The sequence below is a fragment of the Bacillus sp. 1A genome (assembly GCF_052682215.1).
In genome coordinates, this window is record NZ_JBQYLZ010000001.1 from 2,207,375 (window position 1) to 2,224,755 (window position 17,381).

The 17,381-nt window shown below is 36.6% G+C and carries 20 protein-coding genes; 18 read left to right on the forward strand and 2 right to left on the reverse strand.

Going from position 1 to position 17,381, the window contains the following annotated elements:
• Nucleotides 1–36 precede the first annotated feature (36 nt).
• The 3 genes from greA to ACUN0F_RS11115 all read left to right on the forward strand — a co-directional run bounded on the left by greA (nucleotide 37) and on the right by ACUN0F_RS11115 (nucleotide 3,124).
• Complete coding sequence (gene greA / locus ACUN0F_RS11105; RefSeq protein WP_000179964.1) at nucleotides 37–513, forward strand: transcription elongation factor GreA; 477 nt, start codon at nucleotides 37–39, stop codon at nucleotides 511–513.
• Nucleotides 514–605: 92 nt separating this feature from the next.
• The gene (locus tag ACUN0F_RS11110) at nucleotides 606–2,360 is read left to right on the forward strand and encodes a peptidoglycan D,D-transpeptidase FtsI family protein (protein ID WP_445539498.1); all 1,755 of its coding nucleotides are present in this window, start codon (nucleotides 606–608) and stop codon (nucleotides 2,358–2,360) included.
• Nucleotides 2,361–2,476: 116 nt separating this feature from the next.
• The gene (locus tag ACUN0F_RS11115) at nucleotides 2,477–3,124 is read left to right on the forward strand and encodes a YrrS family protein (RefSeq protein WP_046956309.1); all 648 of its coding nucleotides are present in this window, start codon (nucleotides 2,477–2,479) and stop codon (nucleotides 3,122–3,124) included.
• Between the two features lie 37 nt (nucleotides 3,125–3,161).
• On the opposite strand, the gene ACUN0F_RS11120 is transcribed toward ACUN0F_RS11115, so the two are convergent.
• Nucleotides 3,162–3,377, reverse strand: a complete 216-nt coding sequence (locus tag ACUN0F_RS11120) for a YrzA family protein (RefSeq protein WP_098274448.1) — start codon at nucleotides 3,375–3,377, stop codon at nucleotides 3,162–3,164.
• Between the two features lie 136 nt (nucleotides 3,378–3,513).
• Here ACUN0F_RS11120 and ACUN0F_RS11125 point away from each other — a divergent pair, with 136 nt between their 5' ends.
• The 13 genes from ACUN0F_RS11125 (at nucleotide 3,514) to ACUN0F_RS11185 (ending at nucleotide 15,345) form a co-directional block, all read left to right on the forward strand.
• Nucleotides 3,514–4,152: a class I SAM-dependent DNA methyltransferase gene (locus ACUN0F_RS11125; protein ID WP_000536314.1), complete on the forward strand. Its 639-nt coding sequence runs from the start codon at nucleotides 3,514–3,516 to the stop codon at nucleotides 4,150–4,152.
• A gap of 14 nt (nucleotides 4,153–4,166) precedes the next feature.
• Nucleotides 4,167–4,862, forward strand: a complete 696-nt coding sequence (gene mtnN, locus ACUN0F_RS11130; protein WP_001217038.1) for a 5'-methylthioadenosine/S-adenosylhomocysteine nucleosidase — start codon at nucleotides 4,167–4,169, stop codon at nucleotides 4,860–4,862.
• An 82-nt stretch (nucleotides 4,863–4,944) separates the two neighbouring features.
• Nucleotides 4,945–5,868, forward strand: a complete 924-nt coding sequence (locus ACUN0F_RS11135; protein WP_001103884.1) for an O-acetylserine dependent cystathionine beta-synthase — start codon at nucleotides 4,945–4,947, stop codon at nucleotides 5,866–5,868.
• 3 nt (nucleotides 5,869–5,871) lie between these two features.
• Nucleotides 5,872–7,005: a bifunctional cystathionine gamma-lyase/homocysteine desulfhydrase gene (locus ACUN0F_RS11140; RefSeq protein WP_046956311.1), complete on the forward strand. Its 1,134-nt coding sequence runs from the start codon at nucleotides 5,872–5,874 to the stop codon at nucleotides 7,003–7,005.
• Nucleotides 7,006–7,265: 260 nt separating this feature from the next.
• The gene (gene adhE / locus ACUN0F_RS11145) at nucleotides 7,266–9,869 is read left to right on the forward strand and encodes a bifunctional acetaldehyde-CoA/alcohol dehydrogenase (protein ID WP_046956312.1); all 2,604 of its coding nucleotides are present in this window, start codon (nucleotides 7,266–7,268) and stop codon (nucleotides 9,867–9,869) included.
• Nucleotides 9,870–9,995: 126 nt separating this feature from the next.
• The gene (locus ACUN0F_RS11150) at nucleotides 9,996–10,223 is read left to right on the forward strand and encodes a YrhC family protein (protein WP_445539499.1); all 228 of its coding nucleotides are present in this window, start codon (nucleotides 9,996–9,998) and stop codon (nucleotides 10,221–10,223) included.
• Between the two features lie 155 nt (nucleotides 10,224–10,378).
• A complete protein-coding gene (locus tag ACUN0F_RS11155; RefSeq protein ID WP_088082372.1) occupies nucleotides 10,379–11,326 on the forward strand; it encodes an ABC transporter substrate-binding protein in 948 nt (315 codons plus the stop codon).
• Nucleotides 11,327–11,331: 5 nt separating this feature from the next.
• Entirely contained in the window at nucleotides 11,332–12,360 is a 1,029-nt protein-coding gene (locus ACUN0F_RS11160) for a FecCD family ABC transporter permease (protein ID WP_445539500.1), read from the forward strand.
• The gene (locus ACUN0F_RS11165; protein WP_445539501.1) at nucleotides 12,347–13,165 is read left to right on the forward strand and encodes an ABC transporter ATP-binding protein; all 819 of its coding nucleotides are present in this window, start codon (nucleotides 12,347–12,349) and stop codon (nucleotides 13,163–13,165) included. Before ACUN0F_RS11160 ends, ACUN0F_RS11165 begins: the two co-directional genes overlap by 14 nt.
• A complete protein-coding gene (locus ACUN0F_RS11170; protein ID WP_033662762.1) occupies nucleotides 13,132–13,527 on the forward strand; it encodes an ankyrin repeat domain-containing protein in 396 nt (131 codons plus the stop codon). The genes ACUN0F_RS11165 and ACUN0F_RS11170 overlap by 34 nt, the downstream gene beginning before the upstream one ends.
• A gap of 237 nt (nucleotides 13,528–13,764) precedes the next feature.
• Entirely contained in the window at nucleotides 13,765–14,343 is a 579-nt protein-coding gene (locus ACUN0F_RS11175) for a GNAT family N-acetyltransferase (protein WP_264462076.1), read from the forward strand.
• A 56-nt stretch (nucleotides 14,344–14,399) separates the two neighbouring features.
• Nucleotides 14,400–14,858: a GNAT family N-acetyltransferase gene (locus tag ACUN0F_RS11180; protein ID WP_000276111.1), complete on the forward strand. Its 459-nt coding sequence runs from the start codon at nucleotides 14,400–14,402 to the stop codon at nucleotides 14,856–14,858.
• Between the two features lie 109 nt (nucleotides 14,859–14,967).
• Nucleotides 14,968–15,345 carry a MaoC/PaaZ C-terminal domain-containing protein gene (locus tag ACUN0F_RS11185; protein WP_001101451.1) on the forward strand — a complete coding sequence of 126 codons (378 nt, stop codon included), beginning with the start codon at nucleotides 14,968–14,970 and terminating at the stop codon, nucleotides 15,343–15,345.
• Between the two features lie 33 nt (nucleotides 15,346–15,378).
• Here ACUN0F_RS11185 and ACUN0F_RS11190 read toward each other — a convergent pair whose 3' ends face one another.
• The gene (locus tag ACUN0F_RS11190; RefSeq protein WP_001020697.1) at nucleotides 15,379–15,924 is read right to left on the reverse strand and encodes a helix-turn-helix domain-containing protein; all 546 of its coding nucleotides are present in this window, start codon (nucleotides 15,922–15,924) and stop codon (nucleotides 15,379–15,381) included.
• Nucleotides 15,925–16,080: 156 nt separating this feature from the next.
• On the opposite strand from ACUN0F_RS11190, the gene ACUN0F_RS11195 reads away from it, so the two are divergent.
• Nucleotides 16,081–16,485: a DoxX family protein gene (locus tag ACUN0F_RS11195; RefSeq protein WP_001071550.1), complete on the forward strand. Its 405-nt coding sequence runs from the start codon at nucleotides 16,081–16,083 to the stop codon at nucleotides 16,483–16,485.
• 21 nt (nucleotides 16,486–16,506) lie between these two features.
• Nucleotides 16,507–17,364 carry a VOC family protein gene (locus ACUN0F_RS11200; protein ID WP_000009823.1) on the forward strand — a complete coding sequence of 286 codons (858 nt, stop codon included), beginning with the start codon at nucleotides 16,507–16,509 and terminating at the stop codon, nucleotides 17,362–17,364.
• The last annotated feature ends 17 nt before the right edge of the window (nucleotides 17,365–17,381 follow it).

Sequence of the window (17,381 nt, forward strand, 5' to 3'; positions counted from 1 at the left end):
TTTTCGGGGGATTGGTATATAAAAGGAGTGGAAAATATGGCAACAGAAAAAACATACCCTATGACGCAAGAGGGTAAGCAAAAGCTAGAGAACGAACTTGAAGATTTAAAAACGGTAAAACGTAAAGAGGTTGTAGAGCGAATTAAGATTGCACGTAGCTTCGGAGATCTTTCTGAGAACTCTGAGTACGATGCAGCGAAAGATGAGCAAGCGTTCGTAGAAGGACGTATTACACAATTAGAAAACATGATTCGTAACGCAGTTATCATCACAGATAACGGCGAAGAGTCTACAGTTGTTACATTAGGTAAAACAGTAACATTTAAAGAGTTACCAGGTGGAGATGAAGAATCTTACACAATCGTAGGTAGCGCAGAAGCAGATCCATTTGAAGGAAGAATTTCTAACGATTCTCCAATTGCAAAAAGCTTATTAGGTAAGCAAATTGGTGAGAAGGTAGCAATCCAAACTCCAGGTGGAGAAATGCAAGTAGAGATTATCTCTGTAAAATAATAAAAAATCACTCGTGTAAAAGCGAGTGATTTTTTTATTTGTATAAAAGATGAAACACTCCGTCCAAACTATAATAGACGAGGTGTTTTTTTATGAAAATAAAACGGAGAATTACAATTGTTTTAATTTGTTTTATATGTATCATGTTTATTTTACTTTGTCGTTTAATTCAAATACAAATTATAGATACAGAATCATTTACAGATCGTAAGATAAATTTAATTGAAAAAAGTGTTACACAACGGACGCAGTCCATTACGGTAGATGATGGACGAGGCCATTTTATAGATCGGAACGGTAAGGAAATAGGTGAGAAAAAGTATCCTGTTTTAATTGTTTTTCCATTTCTACAAATAAAAAATGACATGTTAGAGAAAATTGCGCATATCATTGGTGTGTCGAGACAAGAGATTGAAAGTCAAATGAAAGACAAGAAAAGTGCATTTATCATGCAAAGGGGAAATGGTCCATTTCGCTTGGCACGAGAGCAGATGGAGAAGGTAAATCAATTAAATGTATTAGGTATTGTAGCAGCTGAAGTTCGTTTACGGCAAACTGGCAGGGTGAATCATTTAATTGGCGATGTGGGGGAGAATGAACAAGAATTTCAAAAACGATACGGAGAAGTAAGAAAGATTTCAAGACAAACGCCAATTGGTATTTCAGGATTGCAGCAATCATTTGATGAATTTCTTTTGACCGATGGAGAGGCAAAAGTATTGTATCAAGTGGACCGACAAGGGGAACCGATTTTTGGAAAACAAGCGAAATATACTGCGCCTGGAAATCCGTTTTATCCAGTGACGATTCAAACAACTTTACATAACAGGTTACAGCAAAAGGTAGAAGAAGTGGTTGAAGCAAGCGAAATAAAGAAGGGGGGATTAGTATTACTTGATGTAAAGACAAATGAAATTTTAGCGATGGTCAGTAAACCATCTGTGCAGGTGAAGGATGAGCGTTTATATACAACTACACTTGAAAATCAAATGTTGACACCACATTTTCCCGGTTCTGTTTTTAAAACAATAGTTGCAGCGGCAGTGATTGATCAAAATGAAAATGTGTTTAATCGTACATTTAATTGTAATCAAGATTTATATGGTGAAGACCACCCACAAGTTATGATGGGTACACTTAGTTTTAAAGAGAGCTTTGCTAGAAGCTGTAACAGGACATTTTCAGAGTTAGGTAATGAGCTAATACAAAAGGATAAGATGGTGTTAGAAACTTACGTAGCAGCGTTAGGAGCCGCTCGTAAGGTTGGATGGAAAGGTTCTGTATTTCATACAACTCATTTTGAGCAAATGCCAGAGGAGAAGAGGGTTACGATTTGGGGTAGTGAAGGAAATAAGAATAGTAAAAAGGCGGTGGCGCAAACAGCAATTGGACAGAAAGATGTACGTATGTCACCTCTAGCGATTGCAAATATGATGGCGACGATTGCTAGAGGTGGAGAAAAGATGGAAGTGAAAGCTGTGGAAAAAATAATGTATAAAAATGGAACGGACTTCTATACATTTGAAGACCATACATTAGGTGGAAAACAGCTTTCCTATGAAACGGTGAAAACATTACAAGAGTTATTAAGGGGCGTTGTAACAACGGAGAAAGGAACAGGAGCAGCATTCAGGTCGTTACCACTAAGTGTCGCTGGAAAATCTGGGACAGCGCAAACAGGAAAAGGGACGAAAGTGAATCGTTGGTTTGCAGGTTATTTTCCATATGAAAATCCAAGATATGCTTTAGTTGTCGTGGATATAGAGACGAATAATAATGTAAATAAAGTTACACCTATTTTCAAAGCTATCGTAGAATCAATCTATCGATTAGAGAATGAAAAGTAATCTTGCAATTCATAGTGAAATGTTTTCATTTCGTGAAAATATTATTGTAAATGTTCAACCTTTCTAGATTTAATGTTACAATAGCAAGTATGAAAAACTGCATGGAGGTTTGAAGAATGGCAGGAGGATCTAGATTCCAACAGAAACAACAAAAACGTCGTCAAAACGGTGTTTTAAATATTGCAATTGCAATTGTATTAATATTAGTAGCTATTGTATCATATCAATTGTTTGTTCCTGAAAGAAAAGAAGAAGCGTCTTCTAGTGATAAAAAAGTAGCTCAGCAAACAACGAAAGAGAATAAGTCTGAGAAAGCTAAAGGCAAAGAAGAGACGAAGAAGAACGAGCAAGATAGGGCAGAGGCTAAGAAGAAGGAAGAAGAGAAGCAAAAGGCTGAAGAAGAACAGAAAAAAGCTGAAGAAGAAGCGAAAGCTAACGAGAAAGTACCAGCTGAAAAAACACAGCCAAAGGCAACTGACGCTTATACGAAATCTTCTTGGAAGCCAGTAGGTACAGAGCAAGGTGCGACACCTGCGATGACGTTTAAAAAAGGTACAGCAGATTGGAATGAGATGAATCAAGCTATTTCAGCTGCAATTGACGTTCCAGTAGAGCAATTAGTTATTCATCGAATCGGAAATAACGGTAAAAATAAAGCTTACGGTAACGTACAAGATAAACAATCAGGCAAAAAATATTATGTGAATATTGATTGGGTAGATAATGAGGGCTGGAAACCGGTACTTGTTCAAACTCTAAACTAAAAAAAGAGAAGCTCCTTAGGAGCTTCTCTTTTTTTAGTTAGCGTAATTTCTTTAATTTAAAATGAACAACCGCGCTATAATATGGCCTTTTGTTTTCGGGATCCATAACCATTTGATGCGAGATGTGATGAACTTCAAGCATAAGTGCTTTATTATTATCGATTTGTTCACTAATTTTTCGTTCCAAAGAAGCTAAGTCTCCTGCTTCGAAAAACTCTACTTTATCTTCTAACATTTCAAAGGTAAATGACACGAAGACGACCCCTCTCCTATGTAATCAACTATAGTGTAACAAAGAAAAGAAGGAAATACCATGTACATTTCAATTGACATTTTTAGAAAGAGGGCATATTATACTGATAAAACCGATAAGAAAAAGGGGAATTTTTATGGGTACAGAATTTAATGGTTTATTTGATGAGTGGGCTCATACGTACGACTCATTTGTACAAGGCGAAGATATACAATATAAAGAAGTTTTCGCCCATTATGAGGACATTCTAGAGGATGTAGTTAACAAGTCATTTGGTAATGTATTAGAATTTGGTGTTGGTACTGGCAATTTAACAAATAAATTATTGTTTGCTGGACGCACAGTTTACGGTATAGAACCGTCACGTGAAATGCGCATGATTGCAAAAGAGAAATTGCCAAAAGAATTTTCCATTACAGAAGGTGATTTTCTTTCGTTTGAAGTCCCAAATTCAATTGATACCATAGTAAGCACCTACGCATTTCATCATTTAACAGATGATGAAAAAAATGTAGCGATTGCGAAGTATAGTCAATTGCTAAACAAAGGTGGTAAAATAGTGTTTGCTGATACGATATTTGCAGATCAAGATGCATATGATAAAACTGTTGAAACAGCAAAACAAAGAGGTTTCCATCAGTTAGCAAACGATTTGCAAACGGAATACTATACACGTATTCCAGTCATGCAGTCTATTTTTGAAAACAATGGCTTCCATGTAACGTTTACGAGATTAAATCATTTCGTTTGGGTAATGGAGGCAACTAAGCAATAGAAAGAGGGATTAGATTGAGAATTGCTGTAATTGGAGCAATGGAAGAAGAAGTACGTATTTTACGTGACAAATTAGAACAAGCAGAAACAGAAACGGTTGCGGGTTGTGAATTTACGAAAGGACAATTAGCAGGACATGAAGTGATCTTGTTAAAGTCTGGTATTGGTAAAGTAAATGCAGCGATGTCAACGACAATTTTATTAGAAAGATATAAGCCTGAAAAAGTAATTAATACTGGTTCAGCTGGTGGCTTCCATCATTCTCTAAATGTTGGAGATGTAGTTATTTCAACAGAAGTTCGTCATCATGACGTAGATGTAACAGCATTTAACTATGAGTATGGTCAAGTACCAGGAATGCCGCCTGGATTCAAGGCTGATGAAGCATTAGTTGCATTAGCTGAGAAATGTATGCAGGCAGAAGAAAATATTCAAGTTGTAAAAGGTATGATTGCAACAGGTGATTCATTTATGAGTGATCCGAACCGCGTTGCAGCAATTCGTGATAAATTTGAAGACCTTTATGCAGTAGAAATGGAAGCAGCAGCTGTTGCACAAGTATGCCACCAATATGAAGTTCCGTTTGTTATTATTCGTGCACTTTCTGATATTGCTGGTAAAGAATCAAATGTTTCATTTGATCAATTTTTAGATCAAGCAGCTCTTCATTCTACAAACTTTATCGTAAAAGTACTAGAAGAGTTAAAGTAATGTAACAAAAAGGCAACTGTCTCATATAAAGAAAATACATACAGTTGCCTTTTCTTTATTGGCAAATAAGGGGGAGAACACGATGAATGTATATCGTGGAGTTCATGAGTTGATTGGTCATACGCCAGTTGTAGAAATTACTCGTTTTTCACTTCCGGAAGGGGTCCGTTTATTTGCAAAGCTTGAATTTTATAACCCAGGTGGAAGCGTTAAGGACCGTTTAGGAAGAGAATTAATTGAAGATGCGCTAGAAAAAGGGCTTGTTACCCAGGGTGGAACAATTATTGAACCGACTGCTGGAAATACTGGTATTGGACTGGCACTTGCAGCGTTACAACATGATTTACACGTTATCGTTTGTGTACCAGAGAAATTTAGTATTGAAAAGCAAGAACTAATGAAAGCACTGGGTGCAACGGTTGTGCATACACCAACTGAGCAAGGAATGACCGGCGCAATTGCAAAAGCAAAAGAATTAGTAAATGAAATACCGAATTCATACTCTCCAAGTCAGTTTGCGAATGAAGCAAACCCGCGTGCTTATTTCAAAACATTAGGACCTGAACTTTGGTTGGCACTTAACGGAGAGATTAACATATTTGTTGCAGGAGCAGGAACTGGTGGTACATTCATGGGGACTGCATCTTATTTGAAAGAAAAAAATATAGATATAAAAACGGTTATTGTCGAACCAGAAGGATCTATTTTAAATGGTGGTAAAGCTGGTTCGCATGAAACAGAAGGGATTGGCCTTGAATTTATCCCGCCATTTTTGAAAACATCTTATTTTGATGAAATTCATACAATTTCTGATCGAAATGCATTTTTACGAGTGAAGGAATTAGCGCAAAAAGAAGGACTGCTCGTTGGGAGCTCTTCCGGAGCAGCATTTCATGCAAGTTTACTTGAAGCAGAGAAAGCGGCGCCAGGTACAAATATTGTAACGATTTTTCCTGATAGTAGTGAGCGCTATTTAAGTAAAGACATATACAAAGGATGGGAATAAAAAATGAGAGCAAAGACAAAGTTAATTCATGGTATTCGCATAGGAGAACCTTCAACTGGATCTGTAAATGTACCGATTTATCAAACAAGTACGTACAAACAAGAAGCAGTTGGTAAGCATCAAGGATATGAATATTCACGTACAGGCAACCCAACACGTGCAGCTTTAGAAGAAATGATTGCAGTATTAGAAAACGGTCATGCTGGTTTTGCATTTGGTTCAGGAATGGCTGCTATTACAGCTACAATTATGTTGTTCTCAAAAGGTGACCACGTTATTTTAACAGATGATGTGTATGGTGGAACGTACCGCGTTATCACGAAAGTATTAAATCGCTTCGGTATTGAGCATACATTTGTAGATACAACAAACCTAGAGGAAGTTGTAGAAGCGATTCGTCCAAATACGAAAGCGATTTATGTGGAAACACCAACGAACCCATTACTGAAAATTACTGATATTAAGAAAATATCTACTCTTGCTAAAGAGAAAGATTTATTAACAATTATCGATAACACATTCATGACGCCATATTGGCAGTCGCCGATTACTTTAGGAGCAGACATTGTACTTCATAGTGCAACGAAATATTTAGGAGGTCATAGTGACGTAGTTGCAGGCCTAGTAGTTGTAAATAGCCCGCAATTAGCAGAAGACCTTCACTTTGTACAAAACTCAACAGGAGGCATTCTTGGCCCACAAGATAGCTTCTTACTACTTCGTGGTTTAAAAACATTAGGAATTCGAATGGAAGAGCATGAAACGAATTCACGTGCAATTGCTGAGTTTTTAAATAACCATCCAAAAGTAAATAAAGTATATTACCCAGGTCTTGCATCACATCAAAACCATGAACTAGCGACAGAACAAGCAAATGGATTTGGTGCTATTATCTCATTTGATGTAGATAGTGAAGAAACATTAAATAAAGTACTAGAGAACTTACAATACTTTACACTTGCTGAAAGTTTAGGGGCAGTAGAAAGTTTAATTTCTATCCCATCTCAAATGACACATGCATCAATCCCAGCAGATCGTCGTAAAGAGCTAGGAATTACAGATACATTAATTCGTATTTCTGTCGGTATTGAAGACGGTGAAGATTTAATTGAAGATCTAGCACAAGCGTTAGCATAATAAAAATGCACTGCTCATATAGGCAGTGCATTTTTATTACATTATTTTTGTGAAAAACTTCACAAAATAGACATACACAAATGAAATAATTTCATGTATATTAAGTTCATGAAGTGTTACTCACGAACAAACTTGTGAAATATTTCACAAACAATGAGGTTCATGTAGGAAAGCAACTCTATTTTTTTTGCGCTAATCGAGACTCATTATGACCTATAGGGTCTTATTTAGTCCATGATAGCAGAATAGGAGGAATTTACATGGTAGTCAAAGAGAAAGTTGTAAATGAAATGCAGGAAGTAAAAGAGATGATTGATACGTTAGTGAATAACGGTCGAAAGGCTTTACAAGCATTAGAAAGTTTTACACAAGAGCAAATTGACAACATTGTTCATGAAATGGCATTAGCAGGTGTGGATCAACATATGCCACTTGCAAAGTTGGCTGTTGAAGAAACAGGTCGTGGTGTATATGAAGATAAATGCATTAAAAATATTTTTGCTACTGAATATATTTGGCATAGCATAAAGAAAGATAAAACAGTAGGGATTATTCACGAAGATCCTCATGAAGAAATAATAGAAATTGCGGAACCTGTCGGAGTAGTAGCTGGGGTAACGCCAGTAACGAATCCAACGTCGACAACAATGTTTAAAGCATTAATCGCGATGAAAACGAGAAATCCAATTATTTTCGCATTTCATCCTTCAGCACAAAACTGTTCCATTGCAGCGGCGAAAACAGTATATGATGCAGCGGTGAAGGCCGGGGCACCAAAACATTGTATTCAGTGGATTGAAAGACCTTCTGTCGAAGCAACGAAACAATTAATGAACCATGAAGGTGTTGCGCTTGTTTTGGCAACTGGAGGAGCAGGTATGGTGAAATCAGCTTATTCTACTGGAAAACCAGCGCTAGGTGTAGGTCCTGGTAATGTACCATGCTATATAGAGAAATCAGCGCATATAAAACGAGCTGTTAATGATTTAATTTTATCAAAAACATTTGATAACGGTATGATTTGTGCATCAGAACAAGCAATCATTGTAGACAAGGAAATTTATGATGATGTGAAAAAAGAAATGATTGCAAACAATTGTTACTTTGTAACAGAAGAAGAGAGAAGAAAATTAGAAAAGCTTGTTATTAATGAAAATACATGTGCAGTAAATAGTGATATTGTAGGGAAATCAGCACAGTACATTGCCGCATTAGTTGGAATTACTGTGCCTGAAAATACAAAAATGCTTGTAGCTGAAATACAAGGTATCGGAGGAGCATATCCACTATCTCGTGAGAAACTGAGTCCAGTATTAGCTTGTGTAAAAGCAAATTCACTAGAAGAGGGACTTACATATTGCGAAGACATGTTAGACCTTGGTGGTTTAGGACATTCAGCAGTCATTCATTCTACAAATAAAGAAGTACAAAAACAATTTGGATTACGTATGAAAGCTTGCCGTCTTATTGTAAACGCCCCTTCATCACAAGGTGGAATCGGTGACATATATAATGGATTTATTCCATCACTTACGCTCGGTTGCGGCTCGTATGGGAAAAACTCAGTTTCTCAAAACGTAACAGCGACGCATTTATTAAATATAAAAAGGTTGGCAAATAGAAAAAAGAATATGCAGTGGTTCAAATTACCACCAAAAATTTATTTTGAAAAACATGCGACAGCATATTTAGCAAATATGCCTAACATTTCACGTGCATTTATTGTAACGGATCCAGGAATGGTTGAGCACGGATATGTAGATACGGTTACGCATTATTTACGTAAACATGCAAATGATGTAAAAGTCGAAGTTTTCTTTGAGGTCGAGCCAGATCCATCAGATGAAACTGTGTTTAAAGGTGCGGAAATGATGAGAAGTTTTAAGCCAGATGTAATTATCGCACTTGGTGGTGGTTCAGCTATGGATGCAGCGAAAGGGATGTGGCTTTTCTATGAGCACCCAGAAACAACATTCTATGGAATTAAACAGAAGTTTTTAGATATAAGAAAACGTACATGTAAATATCCGGAATTAGGAAGTAAGGCGCAGTTTGTTGCCATTCCAACAACATCAGGAACAGGATCAGAAGTGACACCATTTGCGGTTATTACAGATAAGAAAAATAATATAAAGTATCCGCTCGCGGATTATGAATTAACACCAGATGTAGCAATTGTTGATCCACAGTTTGTAATGACAGTACCACCACATGTAACAGCAGACACTGGTATGGACGTATTAACGCATGCAATCGAGGCGTATGTGTCTGTTCTAGCAAATGACTATACAGATGGATTAGCATTAAAGGCCATTGATCTCGTATTTAAATATTTACCAAGAGCATTTAAAGATGGAAATGACGAAGAAGCACGAGAAAAAATGCATAATGCTTCTGCAATTGCAGGGATGGCATTTGCAAATGCTTTCTTAGGTATTAATCACAGCTTAGCACATAAAATTGGACCGGAATTTCATATTCCGCATGGGCGTGCGAATGCAATTCTTATGCCGCACGTAGTTCGCTATAATGCTATTAAGCCAAGAAAACACGCATTGTTCCCAAAATATGAGCACTTTGTGGCTGATGAACGTTATGCACATATTGCGAGAATGCTCGGGCTTCCAGCAGGCTCGACAGCAGAAGGTGTGGAATCCCTCGTCCAAGCAATTATTGAGCTTGGAAAAAGCTTAAATATAAATATGAGTATTGCAGGACAAGGAGTTGCTAAAGACCAATTTGAAGAGGTTGTTGGATTATTAGCAGAAAGAGCTTTTGAAGATCAATGTACAACAGCTAATCCGAAATTACCTCTCATTTCAGAGTTGAAAGAAATTTATATGGAAGCATATAAAGGGGAGTAATGGGTATGAAAGAGTCGCAGTAAAGCGGCTCTTTTTCATTTGGAAAACATCTCCCAGAATGGTTGTATTTACTGGTCTTTAAGTTTAATAGAATATGATACAGTGAAATAGAGGAGTGAGAATATAATGAAAGAATTACAAGGAAAAATAAAAGATTATACTCGGTTCGGACAAATCCTTCTCGCTGTAAGTACATTGTTAATGGTTGGCTTATTGATTCCGAATGGAGCAAAAGAAGCAATACAATCTTTTGTTATGATGGGGAGTACCGTTATATTTTTAAGTTTATCATTCTTTTTCTTTCAGCGTGTGAAAATGATGCGAGAACAGTTAGAGGGAAACGAATGTGAGTAATATTATGAAATAGAGCACTACGAAAAGAACGAATCTTTTTGTAGTGCTTTTTGTTTTTGTAAAAAATGTATGCGGTTTATATTGACAATGATAATCCTTATCAATTAAAGTAGAGTAGTAGTTAATGATTATCATTATCAGTTAGAGGTGGAAGAATGAAAAAATCTATTACGCTATTCACAGCGATTTTATCTATTTTTTTCTTGTTAATAGGTTGCAATGCAAAGGGAGACGAAAAAGCATCTGCAACAAAAACAGAAAAAGGAAAAGAGAAAATCGAAGTTACCGACCTATCAGGAAGAAAGGTAACATTCGATAAAGTGCCAGAGAGTTTTGCAACATTAAGTATGGGGGACATGAATATTATTCATGCTTTAGGCGGAAAAATAGTAGGTCGTCCGGATGCAAAAATAACTCTTCCAGAGGATTTAAAGAAAGTACAAGTAATCGGGAATGCACATCAACCGAATTTTGAGCAAATCGCTAGTTTAAAACCGGATGTACTTATTGCTAACAATGGGTTTCAAAAGAATGTTCCAACGGTTGAAGGACAAGGAACGAAAGTAATGATTTCTTCTGCGAATTCTGTACAAGATATTCAAAAGAATATTGAACTATATGGAACGATAATGAAGAAAGAAGATAAAGCAAAAGAACTTAATCAAAAAATTAATGATCAAATGAAGACATATGAGAAAAAGAGTGATGTGAAAGCACTGTTAGTATACGGAGCACCAGGTACTTATTTAGCAGCATTACCAACATCTTTATCAGGTAATATTTTAGAAAAAACAGGCGGAAAAAATATTGCAGCTGATTTTCCGGAAATGAAGGAATATCCGCAATATGCGCAGCTAAGTGTAGAACGTATTATTGAGGCAAATCCAGATGTGATTTATTTAATTACACATGGAGATCCAAATAGCGTTAAAAAAGCATTTGAAGGCGAAATGATGAAAAATGAAGCGTGGAAAAATTTAGATGCAGTAAAACAAAATCGTGTAGTTATTTTGCCACCAGACTTATTTGGATCAAATCCTGGAACAAAAGTTACAGAAGCAATGGACTTTATGTATAAAAGTATACAAGATGTAAGGAAATGATACGTATGGAAAGTAGTGAAGTAGTAAGGGAAAAGGAACATCCTTTTGCGAAAAAAAGATGGATAATAGCAGTTACTTTAGTTGTATTAACGATTCTAGGTCTTTTTTACGGTCTTTTCGCAGGAAGCCTATCCTTTTCTTTACGAGAAATTTTAACAGGGATACAAGATGAAGGTTCGACGGTTCATCGAATTGTATGGGACCTTCGTATACCGAGAGTGCTCGTTGGATTTATAGTAGGAACATGTTTAGCAGCATCTGGTGCACTGCTGCAAGGGGTTATGAGAAATCCTCTTGCAGACCCTGGTATTATCGGGGTTTCATCTGGAGCAGGCCTTGTAGCAATTGTAATTATGATTTTATTCCCTCAGCATATGGCATTTTTACCGCTCGGGGCGTTTATAGGAGCTTTCATAACGGCGATGGTCATTTATGCTTTATCATGGCAAAAAGGGGCGCCGCCTTCAAGGATTGTCTTAGTAGGTGTATCAATCAATGCATTAATTGGTGCAGCGACGTCAGCGTTAATGTTATTACATAGTGACAAAGTACAATCGGTGTTACCCTGGTTAGCAGGTGGCATTGGTGGTGTAAGTTGGGCACATTTAAACATGATTATTTATTATGCACTATTCGCTATTATATTAGCCTTCTTTGGTATAAAGCATATTCGAGTATTAATGCTTGGAGATGAAATGGCGAAATTATTAGGTCATAACGTGGAGAGAAGCCGGTTTTATTTAATAGTAGTAAGTACACTATTAGCTGGAATTGCAGTTAGTATTTCTGGTCTTATTGGATTTGTCGGTCTTGTTGTACCACATATGTTACGTTTATTAGTTGGAAATGACTATAAATATTTACTGCCATTATCATGCCTTGGCGGAGGGATATTACTTGTTTTCGCGGATGCGATAGCTCGAAGTTGGTTCGATCCAATTGAATTGCCTGTCGGTATTTTATTATCCTTCTTAGGCGGTCCGTTCTTCTTATATTTAATTCATAGAGGGGGGAAACAGCGTGATTTCCGTTAATAAAGTGTTTTACGCACATTCTGAAAGATTTCAAATGCAAAATATGAATGTACATATTAAAGCTGAAGAGGTCGTTAGTTTAATTGGACCGAATGGGTCGGGGAAATCTACTTTGCTTCGTTTAATGGCAAGACTACTTAAACAAAGCGAAGGGGATATCATTTTAGATGGAAAAAGTATTCATACGATGAAAAGTGCCGATGTAGCGAAGCAATTAGCGATGTTACCACAAATGCATGATCATCAATTAGATTTAACAGTGAAAGAATTAATCGAATTTGGAAGGGGACCTCATAAATCATGGAGAGGTCGCTTAAATAAAGACGATGAAGAAATTGTTGATTGGGCATTGTCTGTTACAAATCTTGAAGGGTATGAATATCGTCTTTTACAATCTTTATCAGGAGGAGAAAGACAACGTGCCTGGATTGCAATGACGCTAGCACAACGTACAAATGTCTTATTATTAGATGAGCCAACAACCTTTTTAGATATCGTTCATCAGTTGGAAGTAATGGAACTTGTGAAACGGTTAAACGAGGAGTTTGGCATGACAATTGTAATGGTTTTACATGATATTAACCAAGCGGCTCAATATAGTGATCGTTTACTCGTATTAAAGCGAGGGCAGCTTCAGTATGACGGTATACCAGAAGAAGTGTTATGTCATGAAATGTTTCAACGTGTGTTCGGCATAGAGGTAGATATTTTTCAAGGAAGTGACAAGCCATTTTTCACACCAAAACGAATTTCTAAAAAAGGAGGAGCAAGATGCGAACAGAAGAATGTATTACCACTGAGTTAGTAAGAGAATTTGTTATGGCAGCTCACGGAGATTTAGAAAAAGTACAAGAACTGTTGGCTGAATCGCCAAGCTTACTTCATGCCTCTTACAATTGGGGCGGATCAGATTGGGAAAGTGCGTTAGGAGCGGCGGCACATGTAGGTCGTAAAGATATTGCTCTCTATTTATTAGAAAAGGGTGCTCGAATGGACATTTTCGCGGCCGCGATGCTTGGAGAATTAGAAGTTGTACAAGCTATTTTAGTAGCACAACCAGAGGCATTGTGTGCATCGGGTCCACATGGTATTTCTCTTCTTCAACATGCACGAATGGGTGGAGAAAAAGCACAGCGTGTATTGGAGTACTTAACGGCGCTCTCTTAATGACCGCAAAGGTTCTTATGTGCGGTAAACTTTTCACTTTCATATAATTGAAAAGTTTACCGCCCGTTAGAACGGGATAAGTATCTAGTATATTTGAAAATCCTACACCCCCCTCAATTGTAGTTTTCTTTATGCTAGTTATGATATGGATGCAGTAGACAATATTTGTCTACTGCCTTTTTTAGATTCTTGAGGGATTGAATATTCTGTATTTTATTCTTGGTTCATTTATAATAGATAGTAACATTTAGTATACATACAAAACATGATCGTGTAGTTAAGTACAAATTCGCGGGAAGGAGCGCAGAGATGTTTCATACAGATCGTTTACAAATTCGCAAATATACAATGGATGATTTGCAGTTCTATGCTTCGCTATGGGGAAATGAGAAGGTAATGCGCTATATTGGAAATGGGACGTTAAAAACATATATGCAATGTAAAAAAAGTTTGGAGGAGTGGGTGATTCCTAGCTATAAAAACGGTTTTGGTTTATTTGTATTGATTGAAAAGGAAACGGGAATACGAATTGGTCATGCAGGGTTAGTAAAGCAGCAGATAGATGGAAAAGAAGAAATTGAAATTGGTTATTGGTTATTACCTCAGTATTGGGGAAAAGGGTATGCGAAAGAAGCTGCGGCAGCATTTCGAGACTATGGTTTCCAAGCGTTACGAATGAATAAATTAATTTCTCTTATTAATCCGGATCACCCCGCCTCAATCTTTGTTGCTAGAAAAACAGGGCTTAGTTATGAGAAAACAACTTCATTTCATGGGATGGACGTTCTTGTTTATTCCATTAAACGCGTTGGATGAAAAAAGGTAAATTGCATCTTTTGAAGAATGGTATATAAAAATAAAGGGGGGATTACATGTATATTTATCATAATGGCCTTATTATTCGTGAGGGAACGAATGGTGTGCCAGCATATGCAATTAAAACTTTATTCGAAGATGCTGGTTGGAGTAATGATAATATCCCTTCTTGGCAAATTGAAAAATTCACGATAGCATTTGAAAATTCAACATGGGCATTCACAATTTGGGATGAAGAAGAGATGATTGCGATGGTTAGAGTCATTTCTGATGGAATCATGATCGCGAACATAGTAAATTTAGTTGTGAAATGTGAATATAGAGGGAAGGGATTAGGTAAGAAACTTGTCGCTCTTTGTTTGCAAAAGTTGCCACATGGAGACTGGTTTGCACATACATCTGCGAATAATTTTGATTTTTATAGAAGTTGTGGTTTTGAGGTGAGAGAGTTATCGAGAAATGGAACATGTGCGTACTACGGGTATCAAGTAGCAAAAAAAGATGGGCACCGATAAAAGTAAGATAGTGTAGAAAAAGGATCGCTATTTTAATAATATAAACTGAACTGAGACTCATTTTATGGTAAAATAAAAGAAAATTCTGTTTATTAAACGGGGGATAAAAATGAATGTAAAAGTTGGGGATGTATTTAAATACGAAAGAAGATTTACTGAGGAAGAGGTTTTTGAATTTGCAAATATTACAGGAGATAAAGGTAGGCATCATATGGAATATGATGAAAAAGGACGTTTAATGGTTCATGGTTTATTAACTGCTAGTATTGGAACGAAAGTAGGAGAAGAATTACATTACATAGCAAGAGAATTAGTAAGTGAGTTTATTAGACCGGTTTTTACAGGAGATACGATCACTTGTGAATTAACTTTAACAAATATTGAACAGATGGAAGGATATAAAAAGGTTTCAATCGAGTCAGTTTATCGCAATCAACATGAAAAGACTGTACTAGTTGGGACAAGTTATGGCGTTATAAGGGGATAAAAAAGAAGCCTGATTTACAGGCTTCTTTTTTATTTAATAAACACGTTTTCGATTTTCTGCATGACTAGAGATGAGTAATAATGCAGTTTCTTCCCCTATATTACGAACGATATGAGGAACACATGCATTCCAGGAGAAAGAATCACCTTCTTCTACTATTGCAATATCTTCTCCATGTTGAACTTCTAGTTTTCCGCGTAATACAAGGTGACATTCTTCCCCTTCATGGGCATTTGGTATATTTTCTTTCGGAAACCCAGCAGGAATTTCCACGAGGTTTAGGCGGAGGCCACCTTGCTCTGCAACATGTTCAATTCTTTGTTCATCTTTTCCGTATACACTGTATTTACGCTCTACCTTTTTGACAACTTTCAACCGATCTTTTTGTTCTAATAATAAATAGGGAAGGGGAACGTTTAAAAAATTGGAGATTGTTTCTAAAGTTGAGATAGATGGTGATGTTTTATTATTTTCAACCTGACTCATAAATCCTTTAGAAAGACCTGTTCCCTCACAAATTTGTGCGATTGTTATGCCTCTACGTTGACGAATTTCACGTATTGCAGAACCAATATTCATAAAATCAAGCTCCTTTTTGTAAACAACTATTTGTATCATAGCAAAAAAAATATATTTTTTCCCAGTGAAAATGAATTGACGAATAAAAAAAATTAGTGTATGTTTTGTAATGTAAATAAAAGTTTTGTATAAGAAAACTATAAAGGAGAGAATGAAATGAATCAACATATCGGTAACTTAATTATTCGTATCGTGTTAGGGGTAACATTCTTTATGCACGGTTTAACAAAATTCCAATCGGGGATTGACAATATTGCAGGGTGGTTTACAAGCATTGGTTTACCAGGAGGTCTTGCATACGGTGTAGCAACAGCGGAAGTAGTTGGTGGTATATTGTTAATTCTAGGTTTAGGTGTAAGATATATTGGATTATTATTTGCACTTGTAATGGTTGGAGCAATTGTAAAAGTAAAATGGTCAGCTGGTTTATTAGGAGATGGAAAAAATCCTGGCTTCGAATTAGAACTTGCATTGTTAGCAATGGGTGCGTACTTATTTGTTGCGAAAGCAGACGGTTTTGTAGATAATTTCTTAAAAGAGAAAATGTCAAAGAAGAACTAAATTAAATGGGGGGCTAACAAGATGAGTTTTCAACTTCATCCCGATACAACACTTGATGTTGTTCATTTATATGTATCAAATATAAAGAAATCACTAGAGTTTTATACAGAAGTACTAAGTATGAAAGTACTAAAAGAAGATGAAATGGTCGTTACATTTGGGAATGAAAATAATGAACCACTCCTTATCATTGAAGAAAAGAAAGAAGCTTTACCAAAGCAAAGAGGGAGAACGGGGTTATATCATTACGCAATTTTACTACCAAGTAGACAGGATTTAGCGAATATTCTTCGTCATCTTGTAGAAATGGTATATCCACTGCACGGCGGAGCCGACCATTACTTTAGTGAGGCCCTTTATTTAGCTGATCCAGATGGAAACGGGATTGAAATTTATCATGATCGCCAAAAAGAAGTTTGGCGTGATGAGAATGGAGAACTACCATTTGTTAGTAACCCGTTAGCTGGTGAAGAATTATTGCAGCAAGGAATTGCGTGGAATGGTTTTCCAGCTGGTACTGTGATGGGGCATATTCATTTCCATGTAGCTGATTTGGAAGAAGCGAAACGTTTCTATGTGGATGGTCTTGGTTTTGAAGTAACAATCCCAGCTCGTAATGGCGCGTTGTTCGTATCGGCAGGTGGCTATCATCACCATATCGGTTTAAATACGTGGCAAGGTGAAGGAATACCGCCGCAAATGCCAAATTCTGTTGGCTTGAAATATTTCACAATTGTACTAGCAGATGAAAAACAAAAAGAGCAAGTATGTGAAAGCTTAAAAAATATTGGCAAGATTGCTACGTACAAAGATGGAATATTACAAGCCCAGGATCCATTTGGACATTGTATCCATTTCAAAATTAAAGGAGAAGCCTAAAAAAGGCTTCTCTTTTT

Excerpts from the sequence above, each read along its gene's own strand:
- greA (WP_000179964.1), top strand. The coding sequence starts at position 37 with ATGGCAACAGAAAAAACATACCCTATGACGCAAGAGGGTAAGCAAAAG.
- ACUN0F_RS11110 (WP_445539498.1), top strand. The coding sequence starts at position 606 with ATGAAAATAAAACGGAGAATTACAATTGTTTTAATTTGTTTTATATGT.
- ACUN0F_RS11115 (WP_046956309.1), top strand. The coding sequence starts at position 2,477 with ATGGCAGGAGGATCTAGATTCCAACAGAAACAACAAAAACGTCGTCAA.
- ACUN0F_RS11125 (WP_000536314.1), top strand. The coding sequence starts at position 3,514 with ATGGGTACAGAATTTAATGGTTTATTTGATGAGTGGGCTCATACGTAC.
- ACUN0F_RS11135 (WP_001103884.1), top strand. The coding sequence starts at position 4,945 with ATGAATGTATATCGTGGAGTTCATGAGTTGATTGGTCATACGCCAGTT.
- ACUN0F_RS11140 (WP_046956311.1), top strand. The coding sequence starts at position 5,872 with ATGAGAGCAAAGACAAAGTTAATTCATGGTATTCGCATAGGAGAACCT.
- adhE (WP_046956312.1), top strand. The coding sequence starts at position 7,266 with ATGGTAGTCAAAGAGAAAGTTGTAAATGAAATGCAGGAAGTAAAAGAG.
- ACUN0F_RS11150 (WP_445539499.1), top strand. The coding sequence starts at position 9,996 with ATGAAAGAATTACAAGGAAAAATAAAAGATTATACTCGGTTCGGACAA.
- ACUN0F_RS11155 (WP_088082372.1), top strand. The coding sequence starts at position 10,379 with ATGAAAAAATCTATTACGCTATTCACAGCGATTTTATCTATTTTTTTC.
- ACUN0F_RS11160 (WP_445539500.1), top strand. The coding sequence starts at position 11,332 with ATGGAAAGTAGTGAAGTAGTAAGGGAAAAGGAACATCCTTTTGCGAAA.
- ACUN0F_RS11170 (WP_033662762.1), top strand. The coding sequence starts at position 13,132 with ATGCGAACAGAAGAATGTATTACCACTGAGTTAGTAAGAGAATTTGTT.
- ACUN0F_RS11180 (WP_000276111.1), top strand. The coding sequence starts at position 14,400 with ATGTATATTTATCATAATGGCCTTATTATTCGTGAGGGAACGAATGGT.
- ACUN0F_RS11185 (WP_001101451.1), top strand. The coding sequence starts at position 14,968 with ATGAATGTAAAAGTTGGGGATGTATTTAAATACGAAAGAAGATTTACT.
- ACUN0F_RS11190 (WP_001020697.1), bottom strand. The coding sequence starts at position 15,924 with ATGAATATTGGTTCTGCAATACGTGAAATTCGTCAACGTAGAGGCATA.
- ACUN0F_RS11195 (WP_001071550.1), top strand. The coding sequence starts at position 16,081 with ATGAATCAACATATCGGTAACTTAATTATTCGTATCGTGTTAGGGGTA.
- ACUN0F_RS11200 (WP_000009823.1), top strand. The coding sequence starts at position 16,507 with ATGAGTTTTCAACTTCATCCCGATACAACACTTGATGTTGTTCATTTA.